This window comes from Pseudomonas juntendi, from assembly GCF_021560075.1.
GTDB lineage: Bacteria > Pseudomonadota > Gammaproteobacteria > Pseudomonadales > Pseudomonadaceae > Aquipseudomonas > Aquipseudomonas juntendi.
Genome location: NZ_CP091088.1, coordinates 862,427 through 883,060, shown reverse-complemented (window position 1 = coordinate 883,060; position 20,634 = coordinate 862,427). Strand labels below are relative to the sequence as shown.

Sequence of the window (20,634 nt, the reverse complement as noted above, 5' to 3'; positions counted from 1 at the left end):
TCAGGCCCGCACATAACGCTGGCGCAACACATCACTGAGCATGTCCACCAGCAACACCAGCACCAGCATGCCAAGGATCACCGTACTGGCCTGGGCTTCCTGGAACAGGCTCAAGGTGGTGTACAGCAGCTGCCCCAGCCCCCCCGCCCCGACAAACCCCAGCACGCTGGCCATGCGAATGTTGTTCTCCCAGCGGTACAAGCTATACGCCAGCAACTGCGGCCACACATTGGGCAACGTGCCAAAGCAGAAGGCCGCCACCTGGCTACCCCCCTGCAAACGGATCGCCGCCGCAGGCTCTGGCGGCGCGTTCTCCAGCGCCTCGGCAAACAACCGCCCCAGTACCCCGGCAGTGTGCAGCGCCAGGGCCAGGGTGCCGGCATTGGGCCCAAGCCCGGCGGCCAGCACGGTCAGCGCCGCCCACACGAGCTCCGGAATGGCGCGCAGGGCATTGAGCAGCAACCGCGCAGCGCCCTGCAACGGCCAACCGAAGCGGCCCGCCGCCGGCAGCGCCAGCAGCATCCCCAGCACCATCGCCAACAGGGTGCCCAGCCCGGACATGGCCAGGGTCTCCAGCGCCCCGTGCCATACCGCCTTCAGGTGCCCGGCAGACCAGTCAGGGTGCAGGAAGCGCCCGGCGTATTCGCCCATCTGCCCCAGGCCGCCATTGCCGACCAGTGCTTGCAAGTCCAGCTGCAGGTAGGCAAACGAGGCCGCTACCGCCGCCACGATGGCCCCCAGCAGTACCAGGTTGATCACCCGGTTCATGCCAACCTCCAACGCAGCAAGCGGCTGAGCAGGTCGGCCAGGATCACCAGCAACAGGAAGGTCAGCAGCATGCTGGCAACCTCGGCACCTGCAAACATGCGCATCGAAAGGTCGATCTGCTGCCCCAGCCCCCCGGCGCCAACAAAGCCCATCACCACCGAAGCCCGTACCGCGCATTCCCAGCGGTAAACGGTGTACGACACCACCTCGGCGGCGGCATTGGGCAGGATGCCGTAGAGGAACGCCGCCAAGCGCCCGCTGCCCGCCTGCAACAAGGCATGTGCCGGGCGCTGGTCGACCGATTCGAAAATCTCGGCATAGACCTTGCCGAGCATGCCGCTGTAGGTAATGGCAATGGCCAGTACCCCTGCCGTCGGCCCCAACCCCACCGCACGCACGAACAGCAACGCCCAGACTATCTCGGGCACGCTGCGCAGGAAAATCAGCAACCCGCGCACAGGCAGGCGTACCACCCGTGACCCTAACCCGGCCCGTCCGCCCCTGGATGCAGCGCGCAACGACAACGCCCGGCTGGCCAGCAAGCCAGCCGGGATCGCCAGCAGCAATGCCAGCGCCATGCCGGCAGTCGCCACGGCCAGGGTCTGCAACGTGGCGTCGTACAGCAACGCAAGGAAATCGGCGTCGTGGGCCGGTGGCCAGAACGCGCGGGTGAACTGGGCGATCTGCTGCCGGTTCTCTGCCTGCAGCAGCACACCGGGGTTCAGCTCGCTCAACTGGATACCCGGCCACAGGACTGCCACAGCCAGCACGGCCAGCAGCAACCGCGGCAATAAGGCCGGGTCGCGGGTGCTGGCAGTCAGCATCGCGGAATCTGCACGGTCAGGGGTGCCCCAGGGGTTGGCGGCGAAGCCAGGTGTTCGTTGGCGTACAACGCATCCAGCATCTGCCTGGTGACCGCAGTGGCCGGGCAGTCGAACGCCACCTGCCCCTCGCGAATACCGACCACCCGAGGGAAATGCGCCAGCGCCAGCTCCACCGCATGCAGGCTGGCCACCAGGGTAACGCCATGGCGCTGGGCATGGCGGTTGAGCAAAGCCAGGCTGTGGTCGGCCAGCACCGGGTCCATGGCCGACACGGGTTCGTCGGTGAGCAGTACCTGCGGCCGTTGATACAACGCGCGCGCGATGCCGACCCGTTGCAACTGCCCGCCGGACAGTTGCCCACATTGCACGAACAGCTTGTCGGCCAGGCCCAGTTCAGCCAGAACCTGCCGAGCGCCTGCGACATCGCTGGGGTACAGCAGGTTGAACAAGCCGCGCAGCAGCCCCCACTGCCCCAGGCGCCCTGCCAGCACTGCCGTGACCACCCGTTGGCGCGGCGGCAAGGGTGGCGCCTGGTGTACCAGGCCGACCCGCGCACGTAAGCGTTGACGCGCCCGCACCGACAACGCCCAGGGCTGCTCGCCGAGCAGTTCCAGGCGCCCGCTGCCAGGCCGCACGGCCGTGGCCATCAGGTGCAGCAAGCTGGACTTGCCCGCGCCCGAAGGCCCGATGATGGCCACGCGCTCGCCCTGGTCGATCTGCAGGCTGACGGCATCGAGAGCGCGCACCTGACCGTGGCGCAGGCCGGCGCCATGCAGCTGGATGGCCGCGTTCGAGGCTGTCACTTGAGCAGGCCGGCCTCACGCGCCGCTTGCTCGGTGCCCACGTAGTTCTCGGCCTTGGTCTCGATGAAGCGGCTGGCGGCCTGCAGGTCGAGAATCGCCTTGTCCGCCGGGTTGGCCGGGTCGAGGGCGAGGAAGGCCTGTTTGATCTTCTCTTTCAGCGCCGGGTCCATGTTGCCGCGCACGGTCCAGTTGTAGTCGAAATAGGTCGGTGTGGTGGCGAACACCTTCACCTTGCTGGTATCGACCTTGCCGGCGTCCACCAGCTTCTGCCAGACGCTGGCATTGAGCACACCTGCGTCGACCTTGCCCGCCTGCACCCACGCCACGGTGGCGTCATGGGCACCGGAATAGGCCACACGGCTGAAGTAGTCCTCAGGCTTGATGTTGTCTTGCTTGAGCATGAAGTAGCGCGGCATCAGGCTCCCCGACGTGGACGAGATGGAGCCGAAGGCAAACGACTTGCCCTTCAGGTCAGCCAGGCTTTTCACGTTGGGGTCGGCGCTGATGAACTTGGAGGTGAACTGCGCATCCTGCTCACGCTGCACCAACGGCGTGACGGTCGGGTCCTTCAGGTGAACCTGGACGAAGGTGAACCCACCCAGCCAGGCCAGGTCGAGGCGGTCGGAAGCCAGCGACTCGACCACAGCCGGGTAATCGGCCACCGGCACGAACTTCACTTCCATGCCCAACTGCTTGGCCAGGTACTCGCCCAACGGCTTGAACTTGCGCTGCAGTTCGGTGGGTGCTTCATCTGGGATGGCGCTGACCCGCAAAGTTTCAGCGGCCTGCACGACAACGGCACAGCAGGACAGCACAAGGCCAGCGGCGAGCGCCAGGGGGCGTTTGAGCATGGGGGGTTCTCCGGTTCAATGGCGGGAAAAGCGGCTGCGAGTCGCAAGTCGCAAGTCGCAAGTCGCAAGCTGCAAGCTGCAAGCTGCAAGTCGCAAGTCGCAAGTCGCAAGCTGCAAGCTGCAAGCAAAAGCAGCCTGCATGTGGCTTTTGCTTTTGCTTTTGCTTGAAGCTTGAAGCTTGAAGCTTGAAGCTTGAAGCTTCAAGCTTGCAGCTTGCAGCTTGAAGCTTGAAGCTTGAAGCTGGCCCAAGGAATTATAAGAGGCACAGGCGCAAAGGCCAGCTTTGCTACAATCGCGCAACAAATTGACCTGCTGAGGTACGTATGAGCGAGCCGATTCGCCTGACCCAGTACAGCCACGGTGCCGGCTGTGGCTGCAAGATTTCCCCCAAGGTGCTGGACGTGATCCTCGCTGAAAGCGGCACCCAGGCCCTGGACCCGAAACTGTGGGTCGGCAACGCCTCACGCGATGATGCCGCGGTATACGCACTGGACGACGAACGTGGCGTGGTTTCGACCACCGACTTCTTCATGCCGATCGTCGATGACCCCTATGACTTCGGTCGAATCGCCGCCACCAACGCCATCAGCGACATCTACGCCATGGGCGGCGACCCGCTGATGGCCATCGCCATCCTTGGCTGGCCAGTCAACGTGCTGCCACCGGAAGTCGCCCGCGAAGTCATCCGCGGTGGCCGTGCCGTGTGCGCTGAAGCCGGTATTCCACTGGCCGGCGGCCACTCCATCGACGCTCCCGAGCCCATCTTCGGCCTGGCTGTCACCGGCGTGGTCAGCAAGCGCCACCTCAAGCGCAACGACACCGCTAGCGCCGGCTGCCAGCTGTACCTGACCAAGCCACTGGGCATCGGCATCCTCACCACTGCCGAGAAAAAGGCCAAGCTGCGCGCGCAGGACCAAGGCCTGGCCCGTGACTGGATGTGCACCCTCAATACCCCCGGCAGCCGCTTTGGCAAGCTGGACGGGGTCAAGGCCATGACCGACGTCACCGGCTTCGGCCTGCTCGGCCACTTGGTCGAACTGGCAGAAGGCAGCGGCCTTACCGCGCACCTGGACTACGCCGCTGTACCGCGCCTGCCCAGTGTCGACCACTACCTGGCCGAGGGTTGCATCCCCGGCGGCACCCTGCGCAACTACGACAGCTACGGGCACAAGATCGGTACGCTCAGCGACGACCAGAAGCACCTGCTGTGCGACCCGCAAACCAGCGGTGGCCTGCTGGTGGCAGTTACCCCGCAAGGTGAAGCAGAGTTCCTGGCGGTGGCCGCCGAACTGGGCCTGCAACTGGCGCCGATCGGCAAGCTGGTCGAGCGACAGAGCCACGCGGTCGAGGTGATCTGATGCGCCCCGACTGCACCGATTTTCGCCAGCTGTTCCTCCACGACGTGCCGATGATGGACATGCGCGCGCCGGTCGAGTTCGCCAAAGGCGCCTTCCCTGGCGTGGTCAACCTGCCACTGATGAACGACCAGGAGCGGCAGAAGGTCGGCACTTGCTTCAAGCAACAGGGCCAGGCCGCCGCCATCGCGCTGGGCCACCAGTTGGTCAGCGGTGCTACCAAGCAGGCACGCCTGCAAGCCTGGGTAGCCTTTACCCAGGCGCATCCCGAGGGCTACCTGTACTGCTTCCGGGGCGGCCTGCGCTCGCAGATCGTGCAGGGCTGGCTGCGCGATGAAGCGGGCATCCAGTACCCACGCGTCAAAGGTGGCTACAAGGCCATGCGTAACTTTCTGCTGGGGACGACCCAGCAGGCGGTTGCCCAATGCGATTTCGTGCTGGTCGGCGGCCTGACCGGCACCGGCAAGACCGATGTGCTGCAGCAACTGGAGAACGTGCTCGACCTGGAAGGCCACGCCAATCACCGCGGCTCCAGCTTCGGCAAGCGCGCCACGGCGCAGCCGGCGCAGATCGATTTCGAGAACCAGTTGGCCATCGATGTGCTGAAGAAGCGTGCCCGAGGGGTCGAGCAGTTCGTGCTGGAAGATGAGGGCCGTATTGTCGGCAGTTGCACGTTGCCGCTGGAGCTATACCAAGGCATGCAGCGGTATCCGCTGGTGTGGCTGGAGGACAGCTTCGCTAACCGCGTGGAACGCATTCTTCGCGATTATGTGATCAACCTGAGTGCCGAGTTTATGGCCGTGCATGGCGAGGAAGACGGTCGCCGCCTGTTTGCCGAGCGCATGCTGAAGAGCATGGCCAACATCCACAAGCGCCTGGGTGGCGAACGCTACCAACGGCTATCGGAAGTTCTGCGCCAGGCCCTGGAAGAACAGCAGCGCAGCGGCGCGGTGGACCTGCACCGGGGCTGGATCGAGGGTTTGCTGAACGAGTACTACGACCCGATGTATGCCTACCAGCGGGCAGCCAAGGCCGAGCGCATCGAGTTTGCCGGGGATGCCGTGGAGGTGCGTGAGTACCTCAAGGCCCGGGCACTGCGCCAGCCACACCTGTAAAACCAGGGTCGCTTCGCGCCCCATCGCAGGCAAGCCAGCTCCCACAGGGATTGCATCAGGGCTGACAGGTGGTTGCCACAAGGTATGGCAGCGCCTGTTAGAGCGAGCGCCGCCCGCGCGGCGCAATCGCGAGCTGCGCTCGCTCCTACGTTTGTTTCGGGCCAATTATTCCTGTGGGATTCGCGCGCGAACGCCTTGGTGCATGCCTCAATATCGCGCCGTACAAACAAGGCGGCCGCGCGCGCCTGTCACAGGCGTTACTGGCCCGAAACAAACGTAGGAGCGAGCGCAGCTCGCGATTGCGCCGCGCGGGCGGCGCTCGATCTCACAGGCGCTGAAGATGCTCCGGCTACCCTTGCCAGGAACCATAGAATCTCCCACTTCGATCGCATCGACTTCAAATCCTGTGCAATCCCTGGGGGAGCAACTGTCTTGCTCAAAAGCCATAAGCTGGCGCAACCCCTGTGGGAGCTGGCTTGCCGGCGATGAGGCCAGTCCAGGCAATACAAGACAGTTGCTCCCAACACTACCCCTGTGGGAGCGGGCATGCCCGCGAAGAGGCCCGTACAGGCAACTCACTGCCCCGGGCTAAGCACCCGCTCCAGCTCCGCCGCGCGGTCGCGGGTCATGCTCATCATGCAGGTACCACCCTCCAGCTGCGCCATGGTCCCGCCACTGGCCTGCACATGAAACTGGCAATTGCCATCGCGGTACGCCAGCCACTTGCGCTGCACATCGCGCAAGCTTTTCTCCTGCCCGGCATCCAGCTTGCCCATCAGTTGCTCGTACACCCGGTTCAAGCGCTGGTCCTGCACCTGCGTCTCGGCCCCGATGCACTCACTCATGGCCACCGTGCTGGAGGCCTTGTCCATGCACTGCACGTAGGCCGCCGTGTAGTCATCGGCCACGGCCAATGGCAGCACGCAGGTCAGTGCCAGCCCTGCCAGGTATTGCTTGCACATGCCAACTCTCCTTTTAGGTATCAAAGCGTCTGGGGTTGCACCGGCGGCATCAGCACCTTGCCCGGCTCGAATTGCAGCGCTGGCATCTGTGTGGCGGCATAAACCGCCACACCCAACGCCGCAATCAAGGCCACATCAAGCCAGTTCCAACCGGGCATATCCTCAGCGCTGCGGGCCTTCCAGCAATGCCAGGCCTGGCCCAGGCAGAACACGCCCATCGCCGCCAGCCACAGGTAGAAGCCGGCACCAAACCCGCTCAGGTCATGGAATTCATAAGTCTGGTTATCCGGCAGACGGGTGATGCCGAAGCTGCTGCCCGCCAGGTAAACCGCCGCCAACCCGGCCAGCAATGCCAGCCGGCGAAAGCGCCGGTGGGCAAGGATGGCCAACGCCAGCAGCGGGTTGGCAAACCATTGGTGCAAGCCGAAGGGCAAGCCCCATGGCCCGTACAGCAGCATCTGCAGCGCCGGCATGTGATGCCCGCCATTCATGTGCGCGCCGTTGAAGAACAGGGCGAGCAAGTACAGCAGCAGGCTGATGCTCAGGTAGAAAACGGGCAAAGGGCAAATTCCTAGGCGACCGGGGGCTCAAGCAGCAGACCATAGATGCCGGAGTCGGACAACTCACCGGCCACGCACCAGCGCGCCCGCAGGGTGCCTTCAAGCACGAAACCTTGCCGTTCCAGGGTGCGTGCCGAGCCTTGGTTGCGCGGGTCGATCTCACCTTCCAGGCGGCGCATGTGCAGGGTGTTGGCCAGGTAATCGATGAAGCAGGTGAGCGCTTCGTCCATGTAGCCCCTGCCCTGCACGGCGCTGGCCAGGCAGTAGCCGATCTCGCCACGGCGGGAAACATCGTCGATGTTGAACAGCTGGACCATGCCGATGAGTTCACCGTTGTCGCGGCGGTACATACCCAGCTTGAGCTGGTCGCCATTGGCATAGGCTTCGCGGTCGGCGGCCAGGGCGCTTTCGGCCTCGGCCAGGTTTTGCCAAGGGGCATGGTGCCAATAACGCATGACCTCGGGGTCGGCCATGATCGCCAGCCACTGCGCGGCATCGGCATGGCGCATGGGGCGCAGTTGCAGGCGCGGGCTGTCGAGGCAGAGGTCACTGGGGAAACTGCGGGGTGGGGTCACGCCGGATCTCCTGTCCATTGCTGGGGAGATGACAGTTTAACGTCAAGCGCGAGGTTACGGCATCCCGGGGCTGCTACGCAGCCCATCGCGACACAAGGCCGCTCCCACAGAAATCGCATCAGGACTGACAGGTGTTTGCCACGAGATATGCAACGCCTGTGGGAGCTGGCTTGCCGGCGATAGGGCCAGTTCAGGCCAGCGAAAAAGCGTCAGGCCACCTCGGCCCCATCATCCGGCCAATGCGGCTCGTTGGCCCCAGGCGGTGTCAGCGGTGGCAGGCCATACGCTGCCCGGGCGGCGTCACAACTGGGGTTGTGCACCCCACCCTCCCACGACGCCTCGAACTCACGGCACGGGCTGGAGCGGTTGGCATAAATGGTACAGGCCACCTCTTTGCCGACCTCGCCCTGAAGGGCGATACAGCGGCACGGCTTGGCATCGGTGCCGATCATGGCCACACGGGTAGGGTTGACCTGCACCACCAGGTCATCCGGGACAACGCCCCCGGCAGACTGGCATTCGCCCCAGAAGAAAGACACACGGAAGTACCCGCAGCAGGCGCCGCAGTCAAGGCAAGGGTTGTATTCGGACATGATGGCACGGAGGGAAGGTTGTTGTTATCGGGTCTGGCCCGCGGCGCCATTCTCAGTCCAAGCAGGGGCGGCTGGATAGAGGGGCAATGCAAAAAAAATTGCCGCTGATCCGGCCGCCTGGCAACGCTAGCAGATGGCTTTGTAAGTGTCGGCGTCCCAGCGCTGCAAGGCCAGGCCCGTGCTGGGTTCGTAGGCTGCACCCTGCACCTCGCTGAAGCGCATGGGCGCTTGGCCACAGTGCACCAGGCGGTCGTCCTTCTCACCCTCGGTGAGCACGGTATAGGACGCCTTTCGCATGGCCTGGTACTGGTCGTCTGCCGCCGCCATTTGCTGGTGATACTGCATCAGCTGGCTGTTGGTCAACGCCAGGCGCTTGCCCAACTGCACACCCCAGCGGGCCAGGCAGACTTCGGCAAAGTGGCGAACGATCAACCCCGGCTCAGCCAACACCTTGCCCGCGCCCGCGCCGTCAAGCGATGCGTTGCCTACCAGCGTGGCGTGCCGGCCAGGCATTGGATAAATGCAGATGCGTGTAGTGCTCGCCACGGCAGGAACCACGCAGGCAAACCCTTTGGAACGCTCATCCCGTGAATAGAACCCCACGTACTCCTTCACGTTGCCGGTCAGGCTGACCCGCTGCTGCTGCACATTGCCAACGCCCGGTACCGGGTCGATGGCAAAGATGTTCACCGGTATGTCGCGCAGTACAGGGTCTTGTGCCAAGGCATTGGCCAGCATGTGGCAGCTGATCCCTCCCCTGCTCCAGCCCACCAGGTTGACCTGGGTCGGCAGGCGCGGCTTGCGGAACATGCTGATGATGCCCTCCTGCAATTGCTGCGGTGTGGGGTGGCGGGCGCCGTAGTTGTAGTTGCGCCAGAACCATGAGGCCGCAGACCCTGCATCCGGTATCGGCACCCCGGCTTGCTTCAGCCGCTCGTATTCTTCCTTGCTCAGTTCGTTGCGCTGCCAGTTGCTTTCGCCTTTCATCACCTGCAGCACGTGGTTGACGTTTTCCTCCCAGCCGCGGCCAAACAGCTGCCCGGTCCAGTTGTAATAGCCACCAGGTTCCACGAACAGGTTGTCATCCTGAAGGTTGCCGCTGCCTGGACCATCCACAGCAATCCAATGGGCGAACTCGTGGCCCTGCTCGTTGCTGGCCAGGGTTGAAACCAGCTCGCCGTTCCAGAAGTTGGGGTTGGCGTGGTCGAAGCGGTGCGAGCCGGTGCCGCAGAAATAGGCGGTGAAGACACTCATGGGGGGATCCCTTCGGTGAGAAATGAGTGCCGAAGGTAGGTTGGCTGAAGCTTGGAATGCAGGCGGAAAGCTCGCCCGGCTGAAGATCCTGAGCCTGCTTTGCAGCCCTTTCGCGACGCAAGGCCGCTCCCACCGGTACAGCGCAGCTTTCGGATGCTGCGTGGTCACTGTGGGAGCGGCCTTGGGTCGCGATGGTCTTACTTGCGGACCAGCCCGTCAGCCCGGAACATCTGCCGGATGCCGCGGATGGCCTGGCGAATGCGGTCCTGGTTCTCGATCAGGGCAAAGCGCACATGATCATCGCCGTAATCACCAAAACCGATGCCCGGCGACACGCATACCTTGGCCTCGGCCAGCAGCTTCTTGGAAAACTCCAGCGACCCCAGGTGCGCATACGCCGGCGGAATCTTCGCCCAGACGTACATCGACGCCTTGGGGTTCTCGACCATCCAGCCCAACTCGTGCAGGCCTTTGACCAGCAGGTTGCGGCGCTGGCGGTACTGCTCGGCAATGTCGCGCACGCACTGCTGGTCGCCTTCCAGGGCAGCGATGGCCGCCACTTGCAGCGGGGTGAAGGTGCCGTAGTCGTGGTAGCTCTTGATCCGCGCCAGCGCATTGACCAGCTCGGGGTTGCCGACCATGAAGCCAATGCGCCAACCCGCCATGTTGTAGCTTTTGGACAGGGTGAAGAACTCCACCGCAATGTCCTTGGCGCCCGGCACCTGCATGATCGACGGGGCTTTCCAGCCGTCATAGACGATGTCGGCATAGGCCAGGTCATGCACCACCAGCACACCATACTGCTTGGCCAGTGCAACCACACGCTCGAAGAAGTCCAGCTCTACGCACTGCGCGGTGGGGTTGGACGGGAAGCCAAGGATCATCATCTTCGGCTTGGGTATCGACTCGCGAATGGCGCGCTCAAGCTCGTTGAAGAAGTCCACCCCCGGCACCAGCGGCACGGAGCGCACCTGGGCGCCGGCGATCACCGCGCCGTAGATGTGGATCGGGTAGCTGGGGTTGGGCACCAGCACGGTGTCGCCCTGGTCGAGGGTGGCGAGCATCAGGTGCGCCAGGCCTTCCTTCGAACCGATGGTGACAATGGCTTCGCTCTCCGGGTCGATGTCGACTTCGTAGCGCTCCTTGTACCAGTTGGCGATGGCCCGGCGCAGGCGCGGAATACCGCGCGAGGTGGAATAGCCGTGGGTGTCTTCACGCTGGGCAACCTGCACCAGCTTCTCGACAATGTGCGGCGGCGTGGCGCCATCGGGGTTACCCATGCTCAGGTCGATGATGTCCTCGCCACGGCGGCGGGCAGCCATCTTGAGCTCGGCAGTGATGTTGAAGACGTAAGGGGGGAGACGATCGATGCGCGCAAAGCGGCGCGGCGAACCTGGGTTGGCCATGGTTTCCTCTGAGAACGTAAGCGCCCGGAACCGTCCGAGCGACGCTGGCCGATATGGCGGCCTGGATCAGAAGATAGTGCCGAGAGAGGATACCTGTAAAGGACAAAAACCTGTTTTGTTAGATCTTTTCAGAAGTATTTTTTGAAAATACAGGATTTATGTTTTCCTGCGCTGGCCTCTTCGCGGGCTCGCCCGCTCCCACAGGGTTACCCGCAGCCCCTGGGACCTGCGCCGTGGCCGGCACAGGAAAAACACCCATAAAAAAACCCCGGCACATGGCCAGGGTTTTCGTGAAACAGGCAGCTATTTCAGCGTGCGTATGTCATCAGCACGTCCGCAGCAGTTTGGCTGTCCACACCCATCATCACGCTCAGGGCAGTGACGGTGAGGATGGAGAAGCCGAACACCTTGCGCGCCCACTTGCTGTCGTCCTCGGCCTTGTAGCCACCCCAGGCCATGTACAGCCAGTACAGGCCCATGGCAGCTGCCACGGCCAGGTAGCCGAGGCCGGCGTAACCGCCGAGGGTGAGCATCAAGGTAGCGAGCACGAAAGCCAGTACGTACAGCACGATCTGCTTCTTCGCCGCCAGAATGCCGCGCGCCACCGGTAGCACCGGAATGTTGGCAGCGCTGTAATCCTTGAAGCGGAAGATGGCAATGGCAAAGCTGTGCGGCATTTGCCACAGGCTGAACATCACCAGCAGGGTTACCGCAGCCAGGTCGAAGCTGTTGCTCACGGCGCAGTAACCGATCACCGGGGGCATGGCACCCGACAGGCTGCCGACCAAGGTGCCGTGCACCGACTTGCGCTTCAGCCACAGGCTGTAGAAGCCGACGTAGACGACGAACCCTACTGCTGCGCAGAACGCCGACAGCGGGTTGGCCTGGACATACAGCAGGCTGAAACCCGCCACCCCAAGCAGGGTGGCGTAGATCAGCGCGAGGGGCAGCGACATGCCGCCCTGAACCATCACGCGGTTCTTGGTGCGCTCCATCTTGTGGTCGATGTCACGGTCGATGCAGTTGTTGAACACGCACCCGGACGCTACCACCAGCGAAGTACCGATCACCGCCGCCAGGAACAGGGCGAAGTCCACATGGCCCTTCGAGGCAAGGAAGAAACCGCCTGCCACGGAAAGCACGTTACCGAAAATGATCCCCGGTTTGGTGATTTGGATAAAGTGCTTAACGGACATGCAGTCTTACCTCACTTGGCCAGCATTTCGAAGTGGATGCTGAACATGATCCACAGCGACAGGCCGACCAGCAGTGCGATCACCAGCGTGGTGAACAGGAACGTCGATACGTTGTTGCGTTGCTCTTTCGAGCGGTCCATGTGCAGGAAGTACACCAGGTGCACAACCACCTGGATCACGGCCATGGCAACGATGATCAGAACGGTCAGGTTCTTCGGCAGGCTGGCGGTCATGGCCAGGCCGAACGGGATCGCGGTCAGGATGATCGACAGTACGAAACCGATCATGTACGACTTGACGCTGCCGTGATTACCTTCGTGATGAGTGTCGTGTGCGTTAGCCATTACAGAACCCCCAGCAGGTAAACGACGGTGAATACGCAGATCCAGACCACGTCCAGGAAGTGCCAGAACAGGCTCAGGCAGCTCATGCGGGTCTTGGCGGTCGGCGTGATGCCGTGCTTGTTGATCTGGTACATCATGATTGCCATCCAGATCAGACCAGCAGTCACGTGCAGGCCGTGGGTACCTACCAGGGCAAAGAAGCCCGACAGGAAGCCACTGCGCTGCGGGCCGAAGCCCTCGCCGATCAGGTGATGGAATTCATAGATTTCCATCGCGATGAAGCCTGCACCGAACAGGAAGGTCACAGCCAACCAGCCCAGCACACCTGCTTTCTTGCCATCGAACATCTTCAGCATGGCGAAGCCGAAGGTGATCGAGGACAGCAGCAGGAACAGCGTTTCAACAGCTACGAAGTCGAGCTGGAAGATGTCGTGACCCGACGGGCCGCCGGCAAAACTGCCGGACAGCACCGCGTAGGTGGCGAAGAGCGACGCAAACAGGATGCAGTCGGTCATCAGGTACAGCCAGAAACCCAGTACGGTCATCTGGCCCGAGTCGTGGTGGTGGTCGTCATGCCCATGGTCGTGACCATGAGCTGCGCCGCCGTGCATTACTTGACTGGACATTGATTACACCCGCTCAAACGATTCGACACGTGCGCCGGCAGGCAGAGCACCTGCTTTGGCCAGCGCTTTCATACGCTCGCCTTCGATGCGCGCCACTTCTTCGGCCGGAACCATGTAGCCCTGGTCGTCACGTGCAGCGTGGCGAACGAAGACCGCGATGGTTGCAACCAGGCTCGCGCCCACCAGCCACCAGATGTGCCAGATGAAAGCGAAGCCGAAGACGGTCAGGAACAGGCCCATGAACAGACCGGTAGCAGTGTTGCTCGGCATGTGGATGGCTTCGTACTTGGCCGGAACCTTGTACGCAACGCCTTCTTCCTTGGCTTCGTGCCAGCAGTCCAGGCCAACTTTCTCAGGCATGTGAGCGAAGTTGTAGAACGGAGGTGGCGAAGAAGTCGACCATTCCAGGGTACGGCCGCCCCATGGGTCGCCGGTCACGTCCAGGTTCTGGTTGCGGTCGCGGACCGAAACGTACAGCTGGATCAGCTGGCAAGCGATACCGAACAGGATCAGCACGGCGCCGACAACGGCTACGTACAGGTAGGGTTCCCACAGTGGGTTGTCGGAGTGGTTCAGACGACGGGTCATGCCCATGAAGCCCAGGGCGTACAGCGGCATGAACGCAACGTAGAAGCCCGACAGCCAGAACCAGAAGGCAGCTTTGCCCCACTTCTCGTTCAGGGTGAAGCCGAAGGCTTTCGGGAACCAGAAGGCGAAGCCGGCGATATAGCCGAATACCGCGCCACCGATGATCACGTTGTGGAAGTGCGCAATAACGAACAGGCTGTTGTGCAGAACGAAGTCAGCACCTGGAACGGCCAGCAGTACGCCGGTCATGCCACCGATGGAGAAGGTGACCATGAAGCCCAGGGTCCAGAGCATCGGCGGGGTGAAGCGCACGCGGCCCTGGTACATGGTGAACAGCCAGTTGAACAGCTTCACACCGGTCGGGATGGAGATCAGCATCGTCGCCAGGCCGAAGAAGGTGTTGACGCTGGCGCCGGCACCCATGGTGAAGAAGTGGTGCAGCCATACCGCAAAGCCAAGGATGGCGATCGCGCCCGATGCGTAGATCATCGAGTGGTGGCCGAACAGGCGTTTGCCCGAGAACGTCGAAGTCACTTCCGAGAACACGCCGAAGGCCGGCAGGATCAGGATGTAAACCTCAGGGTGGCCCCACGCCCAGAACAGGTTGACGTACATCATCGGGTTCCCACCAAGCTCGTTGGTGAAAATGTGGAAGTCCAGATAACGGTCAACAGTCAGCAGCGCAAGTGCAGCAGTCAGGATCGGGAACGATGCAACGATCAGGACGTTGGCCCAGGTGCAGGTCCAGGTGAAGATCGGCATGTCCATCAGCTTCATGCCAGGTGCGCGCATCTTCATCACGGTGACGAGGAAGTTCACGCCGGTAAGCGTCGTACCCAATCCGGATAGCTGTAGCGCCCAGATATAGTAATCGACACCTACCCCAGGGCTGTACTGGATGCCTGCGAGCGGCGGATAGGCAACCCAGCCGGTCTTGGCGAATTCACCAACGCCCAGCGAGATGTTGACCAGCAGCACGCCTGCCAGCAGCAGGTAGAAGCTCAGGGAGTTCAGGAACGGGAAGGCAACGTCACGTGCACCGATCTGCAGAGGAACCGCCAGGTTCATCAGGCCGGTGAAGAACGGCATCGCCATGAAGATGATCATGATCACACCGTGGGCGGTGAAGATCTGGTCATAGTGTTCAGGCGGCAGGTAGCCTTCGGAGCCACCGGTTGCGGCAGCCAGCTGGGTACGCATCATGATGGCGTCGGCAAAGCCGCGCAGCAGCATGACCATCGCGACGATGATGTACATCACGCCGATCTTTTTGTGGTCGACAGTAGTCAGCCACTCGCTCCACAAGTAGGTCCACTTGCGGAAATAGGTGATAAGACCGACGACAGCGATACCGCCGAGCGCGATCATGGCAAGCGTCACCATGACTATCGGCTCGTGATAGGGTATCGCCTCCAGGCTTAATTTACCGAACATCTCTTACTCCTCTGCACCGGCAGCTGGTTGCATACTCGATTCCACACCCTTGGTTGTGGCCAGATCTTTGCTGCCAGCTTCTTCGTGGCTACGGCCGCGGTTCATGCCTTCGTACTTGTCTACGATCAGCTGGAACTGCTCTGGCGATGCCTCGCTATACAGCGCGACTGGGTTGTTTTCGCTTGGTTTGGCCAAGGCGTCGTATTCGGCCTTGTCCAGCTTCTTCGGCGACTGCTTGACCTCGGCGACCCACTTGTCGAAGTCTTCCTGGGAAGTGGCAGTAGCCTTGAATTTCATGCCGGTGAAGCCAGCACCGCTGTAGTTGGCGCTGATACCGTCAAATTCACCGTTTTCGTTGGCGATCAGGTGCAGCTTGGTGGTCATGCCGGCCATGGCGTAGATCTGGCCGCCCAGGCCCGGGATGAAGAACGAGTTCATCACGGCGTCGGAGGTGACGCGGAAGTTGACCGGGGTGTTAGCCGGGAAGACGATCTTGTTGACCGTGGCAATGCCCTGCTCCGGGTAGATGAACAGCCACTTCCAGTCCAGCGCGACCACGTCGATCTGTACCGGCTTGACGTCGGAGTCCAGCGGACGGTACGGATCCAGCTTGTGGGTGGACTTGTAGGTGACGTAACCCAGGGCGATGATGATCAGGATCGGGATGATCCACACCGCGGCCTCGATCTTGGTCGAGTGCGACCAGTCAGGGGTGTAGGTGGCAGCCTTGTTGGAAGCACGGTACTTCCAGGCGAACGCCAGGGTCATGATGATGACGGGCACCACCACCAGCAGCATAAGCCCGGTAGCGATCAGGATCAGGTTCTTTTGCTCAATGCCGACCTGGCCCTTCGGGTCGAGCAGGGTCCAGTTGCACCCACTGAGTAAAAGCATGCCTAAAAAGGGCAATATGCCAAACAGTCTGGGGTAACGCTTTTTACTCATCTCACGACCTCTAGATCAGCTTGCTTCAATGCAATTTGTGTTTTGGTAGCCAACACTTCGTCCTGCCAAGTGAGGCATGTCGCGCCCGTACTCGCTCCTGCCTGGGTCTGACTGCAGGACCTTGGCTCAAGCGGGTTAGCGGTGCTTTTGGTTTCGTAGGCAACAGGCCTGTACTTCAGACCAAGTCCATTTGGTGCGGGAAAACGCGGAGGGGGGTCCGCCCGGTATCGCCGTTGGGCGAAACTTGACGAAGTCAGCAAAAAGAAGCGCTGGGGCTTCCTTCAATCCTGCGACTCGCAAGCAGTGCCGAACGGGAATTGGGGGCGATTGTAGTTAGGTCGCCAACCCTTGACTATGACTTATTGAGCAACAGTCTTTTACAGAATCTGCAACAATGGCGAGTGATTATTCAACTTCGCGACAGTTTGTCGCACCCCGCTTGCCAGGCCTCAAAGCCGCATGCTGCAAGGCTTTGAGATTGATCCACATCAAGCGGGCGGCAACTTTTTCCTGTTCTCGCGGCCTGTAAAAGACCCCACGCAAATCGGGACTTTTGTCTAAGCCTGGCGGCGGTTTCGGTAAATGCCAAGCGGCACCAGCACAGCGGTCAGAACGAAGGCTACCAGCGCCCATTGCGCCAGCGACAATCCGAGGATCGGCGGGTATGGCGTGCTGCAGAAGCCGTCGACCTGGAATGCCAAGGGCCACAGCTTGGCCAGCGGCAGGTCATCGACGATCGGCTGGAGCGTATCGATACCACAACTGACCATCGGGTTGGCGAGTATATACACATGGTTGCCAGCCGCAATCATTCCGCCAATGGCACTGAGCACGACCAGGGCCTCGAAGAAGGTCAGGCTACGGCGCCCGGGCATGGCCGCCGCGATGAACGCGAACACGGCAATGAACAGCAGTGCGTAGCGCTGCAGGATGCACAACGGGCACGGCGCCTCGCCCAGTACCACCTGCATGTAGAGCGCGCCGCCGATCAGCGAAATGCAGATCAGGCCCAGCAGCACCAGAAAGCGCCGTTCCCGATTCAGGCGCGATGTTTGTTCGTTCATTACCGGTTCCTTCGATGGAAAGTGGCAGCGTGGCCCGCCTGCCCTGGCGCAAGTCTACACGCTGAGCGGGGCCTGTGAGCGTGCCGAGGAAGCGGCGTGATAGCACTGCGCAGGGCTATCCGGTGTGGCTGAGACCGGCCAGAACGAGGTCGGTTCAACGGCGGGCGGCAAAAAACCAGCGCCCGGGCGCCGCGCAGGGGCAAGCCCCTCGACACCCGGGAGTGAAGGATACCGTGATTAAAGGATGATTAAGAATGAAAGCGGCGCTGGTGCTTTCATCTTTCCTTTATATATAGGCAGAAAGGTGTGATGCGTGGCATGCCGCTGGAAATGCATAAGCCTGGACCGGCCCTATCGCCGGCAAGCCGGCTCCCACAGGGAACATTACAAGCCCCAAAACCTGCTCAGTCCCCGTGGGAGCCGGCTTGCCGGCGATAGGGCCGGTACGGCCACTACATCACTCCAGCGCCGCCGCCGGCCCGAAGAACTCGTAGCGGCTCTGCTGTTCCGGCACGCCCAGGCCCTTGAGCTGGCGCTTGACCGCCGCCATGAAGCCCTTCGGCCCAAGGAAGTACGCATCCACGTCCCGTTCACGCGGCAGCCACTCGGCCAGCAGGTCTTCGCTCAGCACGCCGACGGCATCGGCCGCACCACCATCCGCCTCGGCGTAGCAGTAGAAGCGTTTGAGCTGCGGGTGGCGCGCCGCCAGGCCATCGATCCAGTCACGGAAGGCATGCACCGCACCATTGCGTGCGCAGTGAATGAAATGCACCTGACGCCCGGTGTGCAGGGCGGCCTGCAGCATCGCCAGGGTCGGGGTAATGCCCACACCGCCACTGATCAGTACCAGCGGCTTGGCACTGGCAGCCAGGGTGAAGTCACCTGCTGGCGGGAACAGTTGCAGGGTATCGCCAACCTGCAAGTGGTCATGCAGGTAGTTGGACACCTTGCCGCCCGCCTCGCGCTTGACGCTGATGCGGTACTCCTTGCCGTCGCACAACGCCGACAGCGAATAGTTGCGGCGCTGTTCGGCACCGTCGATGTTCAGTTTCAGGCCAATGTACTGCCCGGGCTCGCCCTTGAGCACCGGTTTGCCGTCTACAGGGGCGAAGTAGAACGAAACGATTTCGCTGCTTTCCTGTTCGCGGCGCACCAGGCGGAACTCGCGGGTCCCGCGCCAGCCACCCTGGGCCGCTTCCTTTTGCTGGTAAAGGTTTTCTTCGGCACCGATCAGGATGTCGGCCAACTGACCATAGGCAGCGCCCCAGGCCTCGATCACCGCCGGGGTAGCAATGTCCTTGCCCAGCACTTCCTCGATGGCGCGCAGCAGGCAACTGCCGACGATCGGGTAGTGCTCCGGCAGAATCTGCAGGGCGACGTGCTTGTTGATGATCTGCCCGACCAGGCCGCCCAGTTGCTCCAGCTGGTCGATGTGGCGGGCATACATCAGCACGCCGTTGGCCAGCGCGCGCGGCTGGTCGCCGCTGGCCTGGTGGGCCTGGTTGAACAGCGGACGCACCTCGGGGTACTCGCTGAGCATCATCTTGTAGAAGTGAGTGGTCAGCGCTTCCCCGCCGCTTTCCAGCAGGGGGACGGTGGCCTTGATGATAGCGCGTTGGTCGGCATTGAGCATTGCGGTGACTCCTGGGCCTAGGGTTTTAAATGATGCCTAGGTCATTACACCTATCGTGCCAACTTAAATTTCCAACTAAATCAAACAGTTGAGGCTTACCATGTCAAAAAGACCCAGCACGCCGTATAGTCACAAAGACCTACTGGAGTCCATATGACTACAAAGCCTTTGCTCACCACGTTGCTGCCACTGGTCAGTGACCTGTCCCGCGAACTGCCCGACCAGGAGCGCTACCGCCGCCTGTTGCAGGCCATGCGCAGCCTGCTGCCATGCGATGCCGCCGCGCTGCTGCGCCTGGACGGCGAATGGCTGGTACCGCTGGCCGTGGACGGGCTGAGCCCCGATACCCTCGGCCGGCGGTTCCGGGTGAGCGAACACCCGCGATTCCAGATCCTGCTCAGCCGCCCCGAGCCCACCCGCTTCGCCAGCGATTCCGAGCTGCCCGACCCCTATGATGGCCTGGTGACCGCCGTCGCGGCCTCGCTCGAAGTTCACGACTGCATGGGCTGCCCGTTGATGGTCGATGAGCGCCCATGGGGCCTGGTCACCCTCGATGCGCTGACCCCGGGGCAGTTCCAGAGCCTGGAGCTGGACGCCCTGCAAGCTTTCGCCAGCCTGGCCGCCGCGACCGTAACCGTGGCCGAGCGTATCCACCACCTGGCCCTGCGTGCCGAAGACGAACACCGCCGCGCCGAAATCTACCGCCAGGCCGGTGGCCAGCACCAGGAGCTGATCGGCCAAAGCCCGGCCCACAAACGCTTGGTGGAAGAGATCCGCCTGGTCGGTGGCAGCGACCTGACCGTACTGATCACCGGCGAAACCGGTGTTGGCAAGGAGTTGGTGGCGCAGGCCCTGCACCAGGCCAGTAGCCGCGCCAACCAGCCGCTGGTCAGCCTCAATTGCGCAGCCCTGCCGGACACCCTGGTGGAAAGTGAGCTGTTCGGCCATGTGCGCGGGGCCTTCACCGGCGCGCACGGCGAGCGCCGCGGCAAGTTTGAACTGGCCAACGGCGGCACGCTGTTCCTCGACGAAGTCGGCGAACTGCCGCTGACCGTGCAGGCCAAGCTGCTGCGCGTTTTGCAAAGCGGTCAGTTGCAACGCCTGGGGTCGGACCGCGAGCACCGCGTGGACGTGCGCCTGATCGCCGCCACCAACCGTGACCTGGCGGCCGAAGTGCGCAACGGCAACTTCCGCGCCGACTTCTATCACCGCCTCAGCGTGTACCCGCTGCAGGTACCGCCACTGCGCGAACGTGGGCGTGATGTGCTGCTATTGGCCGGCTACTTCCTCGAACAGAACCGTTCGCGCCTGGGCCTGAACAGCCTGCGCCTGAGCAGTGAGGCCCAGGCCGCGCTGCTGGCGTATGCCTGGCCTGGCAACGTGCGCGAACTGGAACACCTGATCGGCCGTTCAGCGCTCAAGGCGCTGGGCCAACACCCCGACCGGCCACGTATCCTGACCCTTGAGGTCAGCGACCTGGACGTGCGTACAACGGCACCGGCGGCCGCAGCCACGACCCTCCCTGCCCCGCCGCTGTCGGTAGCCAACCTGCCCGAGGGTGGCCTGCGCGAGGCCGTCGACAGCTACAAGCGCCAGGTGATCGAAGCGTGCCTGCAACGGCATCAGGACAACTGGGCGGCAGCGGCGCGCGAGCTGGGTCTGGACCGTGCCAACCTCAGCCGATTGGCCCGTCGGCTGGGGCTTCGCTGAGGTTTATCTACAAAAGGATTAACCCAGA

At 62.5% G+C, this 20,634-nt stretch carries 20 protein-coding genes; 3 read left to right on the top strand and 17 right to left on the bottom strand.

Features of this window, described 5'->3' with window-relative positions; all coding sequences use genetic code 11:
• The 4 genes from phnE to L1P09_RS03960 are packed head-to-tail and all read right to left on the bottom strand — an operon-like array spanning position 1 to position 3,246.
• Positions 1–768, bottom strand: a complete 768-nt coding sequence (gene phnE / locus L1P09_RS03975) for a phosphonate ABC transporter, permease protein PhnE (protein ID WP_029887428.1) — start codon at positions 766–768, stop codon at positions 1–3.
• The gene (locus L1P09_RS03970) at positions 765–1,592 is read right to left on the bottom strand and encodes a PhnE/PtxC family ABC transporter permease (protein WP_182336480.1); all 828 of its coding nucleotides are present in this window, start codon (positions 1,590–1,592) and stop codon (positions 765–767) included. Before L1P09_RS03970 ends, phnE begins: the two co-directional genes overlap by 4 nt.
• The gene (locus L1P09_RS03965) at positions 1,586–2,395 is read right to left on the bottom strand and encodes a phosphonate ABC transporter ATP-binding protein (protein ID WP_009682056.1); all 810 of its coding nucleotides are present in this window, start codon (positions 2,393–2,395) and stop codon (positions 1,586–1,588) included. Before L1P09_RS03965 ends, L1P09_RS03970 begins: the two co-directional genes overlap by 7 nt.
• The gene (locus L1P09_RS03960; RefSeq protein WP_232893107.1) at positions 2,392–3,246 is read right to left on the bottom strand and encodes a putative selenate ABC transporter substrate-binding protein; all 855 of its coding nucleotides are present in this window, start codon (positions 3,244–3,246) and stop codon (positions 2,392–2,394) included. The genes L1P09_RS03965 and L1P09_RS03960 overlap by 4 nt, the downstream gene beginning before the upstream one ends.
• 323 nt (positions 3,247–3,569) lie before the next feature.
• Here L1P09_RS03960 and selD point away from each other — a divergent pair, with 323 nt between their 5' ends.
• The gene (gene selD / locus L1P09_RS03955; protein ID WP_029887425.1) at positions 3,570–4,604 is read left to right on the top strand and encodes a selenide, water dikinase SelD; all 1,035 of its coding nucleotides are present in this window, start codon (positions 3,570–3,572) and stop codon (positions 4,602–4,604) included.
• Positions 4,604–5,716 (top strand): tRNA 2-selenouridine(34) synthase MnmH, encoded by a 1,113-nt coding sequence (gene mnmH, locus L1P09_RS03950; RefSeq protein ID WP_029887424.1) that lies wholly within the window; start codon positions 4,604–4,606, stop codon positions 5,714–5,716. The genes selD and mnmH overlap by 1 nt, the downstream gene beginning before the upstream one ends.
• A gap of 575 nt (positions 5,717–6,291) precedes the next feature.
• Here mnmH and L1P09_RS03945 read toward each other — a convergent pair.
• From L1P09_RS03945 to hmpA, 13 genes are all read right to left on the bottom strand, one after another.
• Positions 6,292–6,678 (bottom strand): lysozyme inhibitor LprI family protein, encoded by a 387-nt coding sequence (locus L1P09_RS03945; protein ID WP_029886717.1) that lies wholly within the window; start codon positions 6,676–6,678, stop codon positions 6,292–6,294.
• Between the two features lie 20 nt (positions 6,679–6,698).
• Positions 6,699–7,238 carry a hypothetical protein gene (locus tag L1P09_RS03940; RefSeq protein ID WP_009681617.1) on the bottom strand — a complete coding sequence of 180 codons (540 nt, stop codon included), beginning with the start codon at positions 7,236–7,238 and terminating at the stop codon, positions 6,699–6,701.
• Between the two features lie 11 nt (positions 7,239–7,249).
• Positions 7,250–7,813 (bottom strand): GNAT family N-acetyltransferase, encoded by a 564-nt coding sequence (locus tag L1P09_RS03935; RefSeq protein ID WP_009681616.1) that lies wholly within the window; start codon positions 7,811–7,813, stop codon positions 7,250–7,252.
• 209 nt (positions 7,814–8,022) lie between these two features.
• The gene (locus L1P09_RS03930) at positions 8,023–8,406 is read right to left on the bottom strand and encodes a YkgJ family cysteine cluster protein (protein ID WP_029886718.1); all 384 of its coding nucleotides are present in this window, start codon (positions 8,404–8,406) and stop codon (positions 8,023–8,025) included.
• 126 nt (positions 8,407–8,532) lie between these two features.
• Positions 8,533–9,660, bottom strand: a complete 1,128-nt coding sequence (locus tag L1P09_RS03925; protein ID WP_235768517.1) for a hypothetical protein — start codon at positions 9,658–9,660, stop codon at positions 8,533–8,535.
• Between the two features lie 197 nt (positions 9,661–9,857).
• Positions 9,858–11,066 carry an alanine transaminase gene (alaC, locus tag L1P09_RS03920; protein WP_009682133.1) on the bottom strand — a complete coding sequence of 403 codons (1,209 nt, stop codon included), beginning with the start codon at positions 11,064–11,066 and terminating at the stop codon, positions 9,858–9,860.
• 308 nt (positions 11,067–11,374) lie between these two features.
• Positions 11,375–12,262 (bottom strand): heme o synthase, encoded by an 888-nt coding sequence (gene cyoE / locus L1P09_RS03915; protein ID WP_029886721.1) that lies wholly within the window; start codon positions 12,260–12,262, stop codon positions 11,375–11,377.
• 11 nt (positions 12,263–12,273) lie between these two features.
• Positions 12,274–12,606 (bottom strand): cytochrome o ubiquinol oxidase subunit IV, encoded by a 333-nt coding sequence (cyoD, locus tag L1P09_RS03910; protein ID WP_003248599.1) that lies wholly within the window; start codon positions 12,604–12,606, stop codon positions 12,274–12,276.
• Positions 12,606–13,232, bottom strand: coding sequence for a cytochrome o ubiquinol oxidase subunit III (cyoC, locus tag L1P09_RS03905; RefSeq protein WP_029886722.1), 627 nt, complete (start codon positions 13,230–13,232; stop codon positions 12,606–12,608). Before cyoC ends, cyoD begins: the two co-directional genes overlap by 1 nt.
• Positions 13,233–13,235: 3 nt before the next feature.
• Positions 13,236–15,254: a cytochrome o ubiquinol oxidase subunit I gene (cyoB, locus tag L1P09_RS03900; protein WP_009685201.1), complete on the bottom strand. Its 2,019-nt coding sequence runs from the start codon at positions 15,252–15,254 to the stop codon at positions 13,236–13,238.
• 3 nt (positions 15,255–15,257) lie between these two features.
• The gene (cyoA, locus tag L1P09_RS03895) at positions 15,258–16,199 is read right to left on the bottom strand and encodes a ubiquinol oxidase subunit II (protein WP_009685200.1); all 942 of its coding nucleotides are present in this window, start codon (positions 16,197–16,199) and stop codon (positions 15,258–15,260) included.
• 557 nt (positions 16,200–16,756) lie between these two features.
• Positions 16,757–17,263, bottom strand: coding sequence for a disulfide bond formation protein B (locus L1P09_RS03890; RefSeq protein WP_009685199.1), 507 nt, complete (start codon positions 17,261–17,263; stop codon positions 16,757–16,759).
• 457 nt (positions 17,264–17,720) lie between these two features.
• Positions 17,721–18,896, bottom strand: a complete 1,176-nt coding sequence (hmpA, locus tag L1P09_RS03885) for an NO-inducible flavohemoprotein (protein WP_235768516.1) — start codon at positions 18,894–18,896, stop codon at positions 17,721–17,723.
• A 153-nt stretch (positions 18,897–19,049) separates the two neighbouring features.
• Between hmpA and norR the strand changes: the two genes are divergently transcribed.
• Positions 19,050–20,606 (top strand): nitric oxide reductase transcriptional regulator NorR, encoded by a 1,557-nt coding sequence (norR, locus tag L1P09_RS03880; RefSeq protein ID WP_235768514.1) that lies wholly within the window; start codon positions 19,050–19,052, stop codon positions 20,604–20,606.
• Positions 20,607–20,634: the final 28 nt, after the last annotated feature.

Bases quoted from the DNA above. Each gene is read 5' to 3' on its own strand.
- phnE (WP_029887428.1), bottom strand. From the start codon at position 768: ATGAACCGGGTGATCAACCTGGTACTGCTGGGGGCCATCGTGGCGGCG.
- L1P09_RS03970 (WP_182336480.1), bottom strand. From the start codon at position 1,592: ATGCTGACTGCCAGCACCCGCGACCCGGCCTTATTGCCGCGGTTGCTG.
- L1P09_RS03960 (WP_232893107.1), bottom strand. From the start codon at position 3,246: ATGCTCAAACGCCCCCTGGCGCTCGCCGCTGGCCTTGTGCTGTCCTGC.
- selD (WP_029887425.1), top strand. From the start codon at position 3,570: ATGAGCGAGCCGATTCGCCTGACCCAGTACAGCCACGGTGCCGGCTGT.
- mnmH (WP_029887424.1), top strand. From the start codon at position 4,604: ATGCGCCCCGACTGCACCGATTTTCGCCAGCTGTTCCTCCACGACGTG.
- L1P09_RS03945 (WP_029886717.1), bottom strand. From the start codon at position 6,678: ATGTGCAAGCAATACCTGGCAGGGCTGGCACTGACCTGCGTGCTGCCA.
- L1P09_RS03930 (WP_029886718.1), bottom strand. From the start codon at position 8,406: ATGTCCGAATACAACCCTTGCCTTGACTGCGGCGCCTGCTGCGGGTAC.
- L1P09_RS03925 (WP_235768517.1), bottom strand. From the start codon at position 9,660: ATGAGTGTCTTCACCGCCTATTTCTGCGGCACCGGCTCGCACCGCTTC.
- alaC (WP_009682133.1), bottom strand. From the start codon at position 11,066: ATGGCCAACCCAGGTTCGCCGCGCCGCTTTGCGCGCATCGATCGTCTC.
- cyoE (WP_029886721.1), bottom strand. From the start codon at position 12,262: ATGTCCGTTAAGCACTTTATCCAAATCACCAAACCGGGGATCATTTTC.
- cyoD (WP_003248599.1), bottom strand. From the start codon at position 12,606: ATGGCTAACGCACACGACACTCATCACGAAGGTAATCACGGCAGCGTC.
- cyoC (WP_029886722.1), bottom strand. From the start codon at position 13,232: ATGTCCAGTCAAGTAATGCACGGCGGCGCAGCTCATGGTCACGACCAT.
- cyoB (WP_009685201.1), bottom strand. From the start codon at position 15,254: ATGTTCGGTAAATTAAGCCTGGAGGCGATACCCTATCACGAGCCGATA.
- cyoA (WP_009685200.1), bottom strand. From the start codon at position 16,199: ATGAGTAAAAAGCGTTACCCCAGACTGTTTGGCATATTGCCCTTTTTA.
- L1P09_RS03890 (WP_009685199.1), bottom strand. From the start codon at position 17,263: ATGAACGAACAAACATCGCGCCTGAATCGGGAACGGCGCTTTCTGGTG.
- hmpA (WP_235768516.1), bottom strand. From the start codon at position 18,896: ATGCTCAATGCCGACCAACGCGCTATCATCAAGGCCACCGTCCCCCTG.
- norR (WP_235768514.1), top strand. From the start codon at position 19,050: ATGACTACAAAGCCTTTGCTCACCACGTTGCTGCCACTGGTCAGTGAC.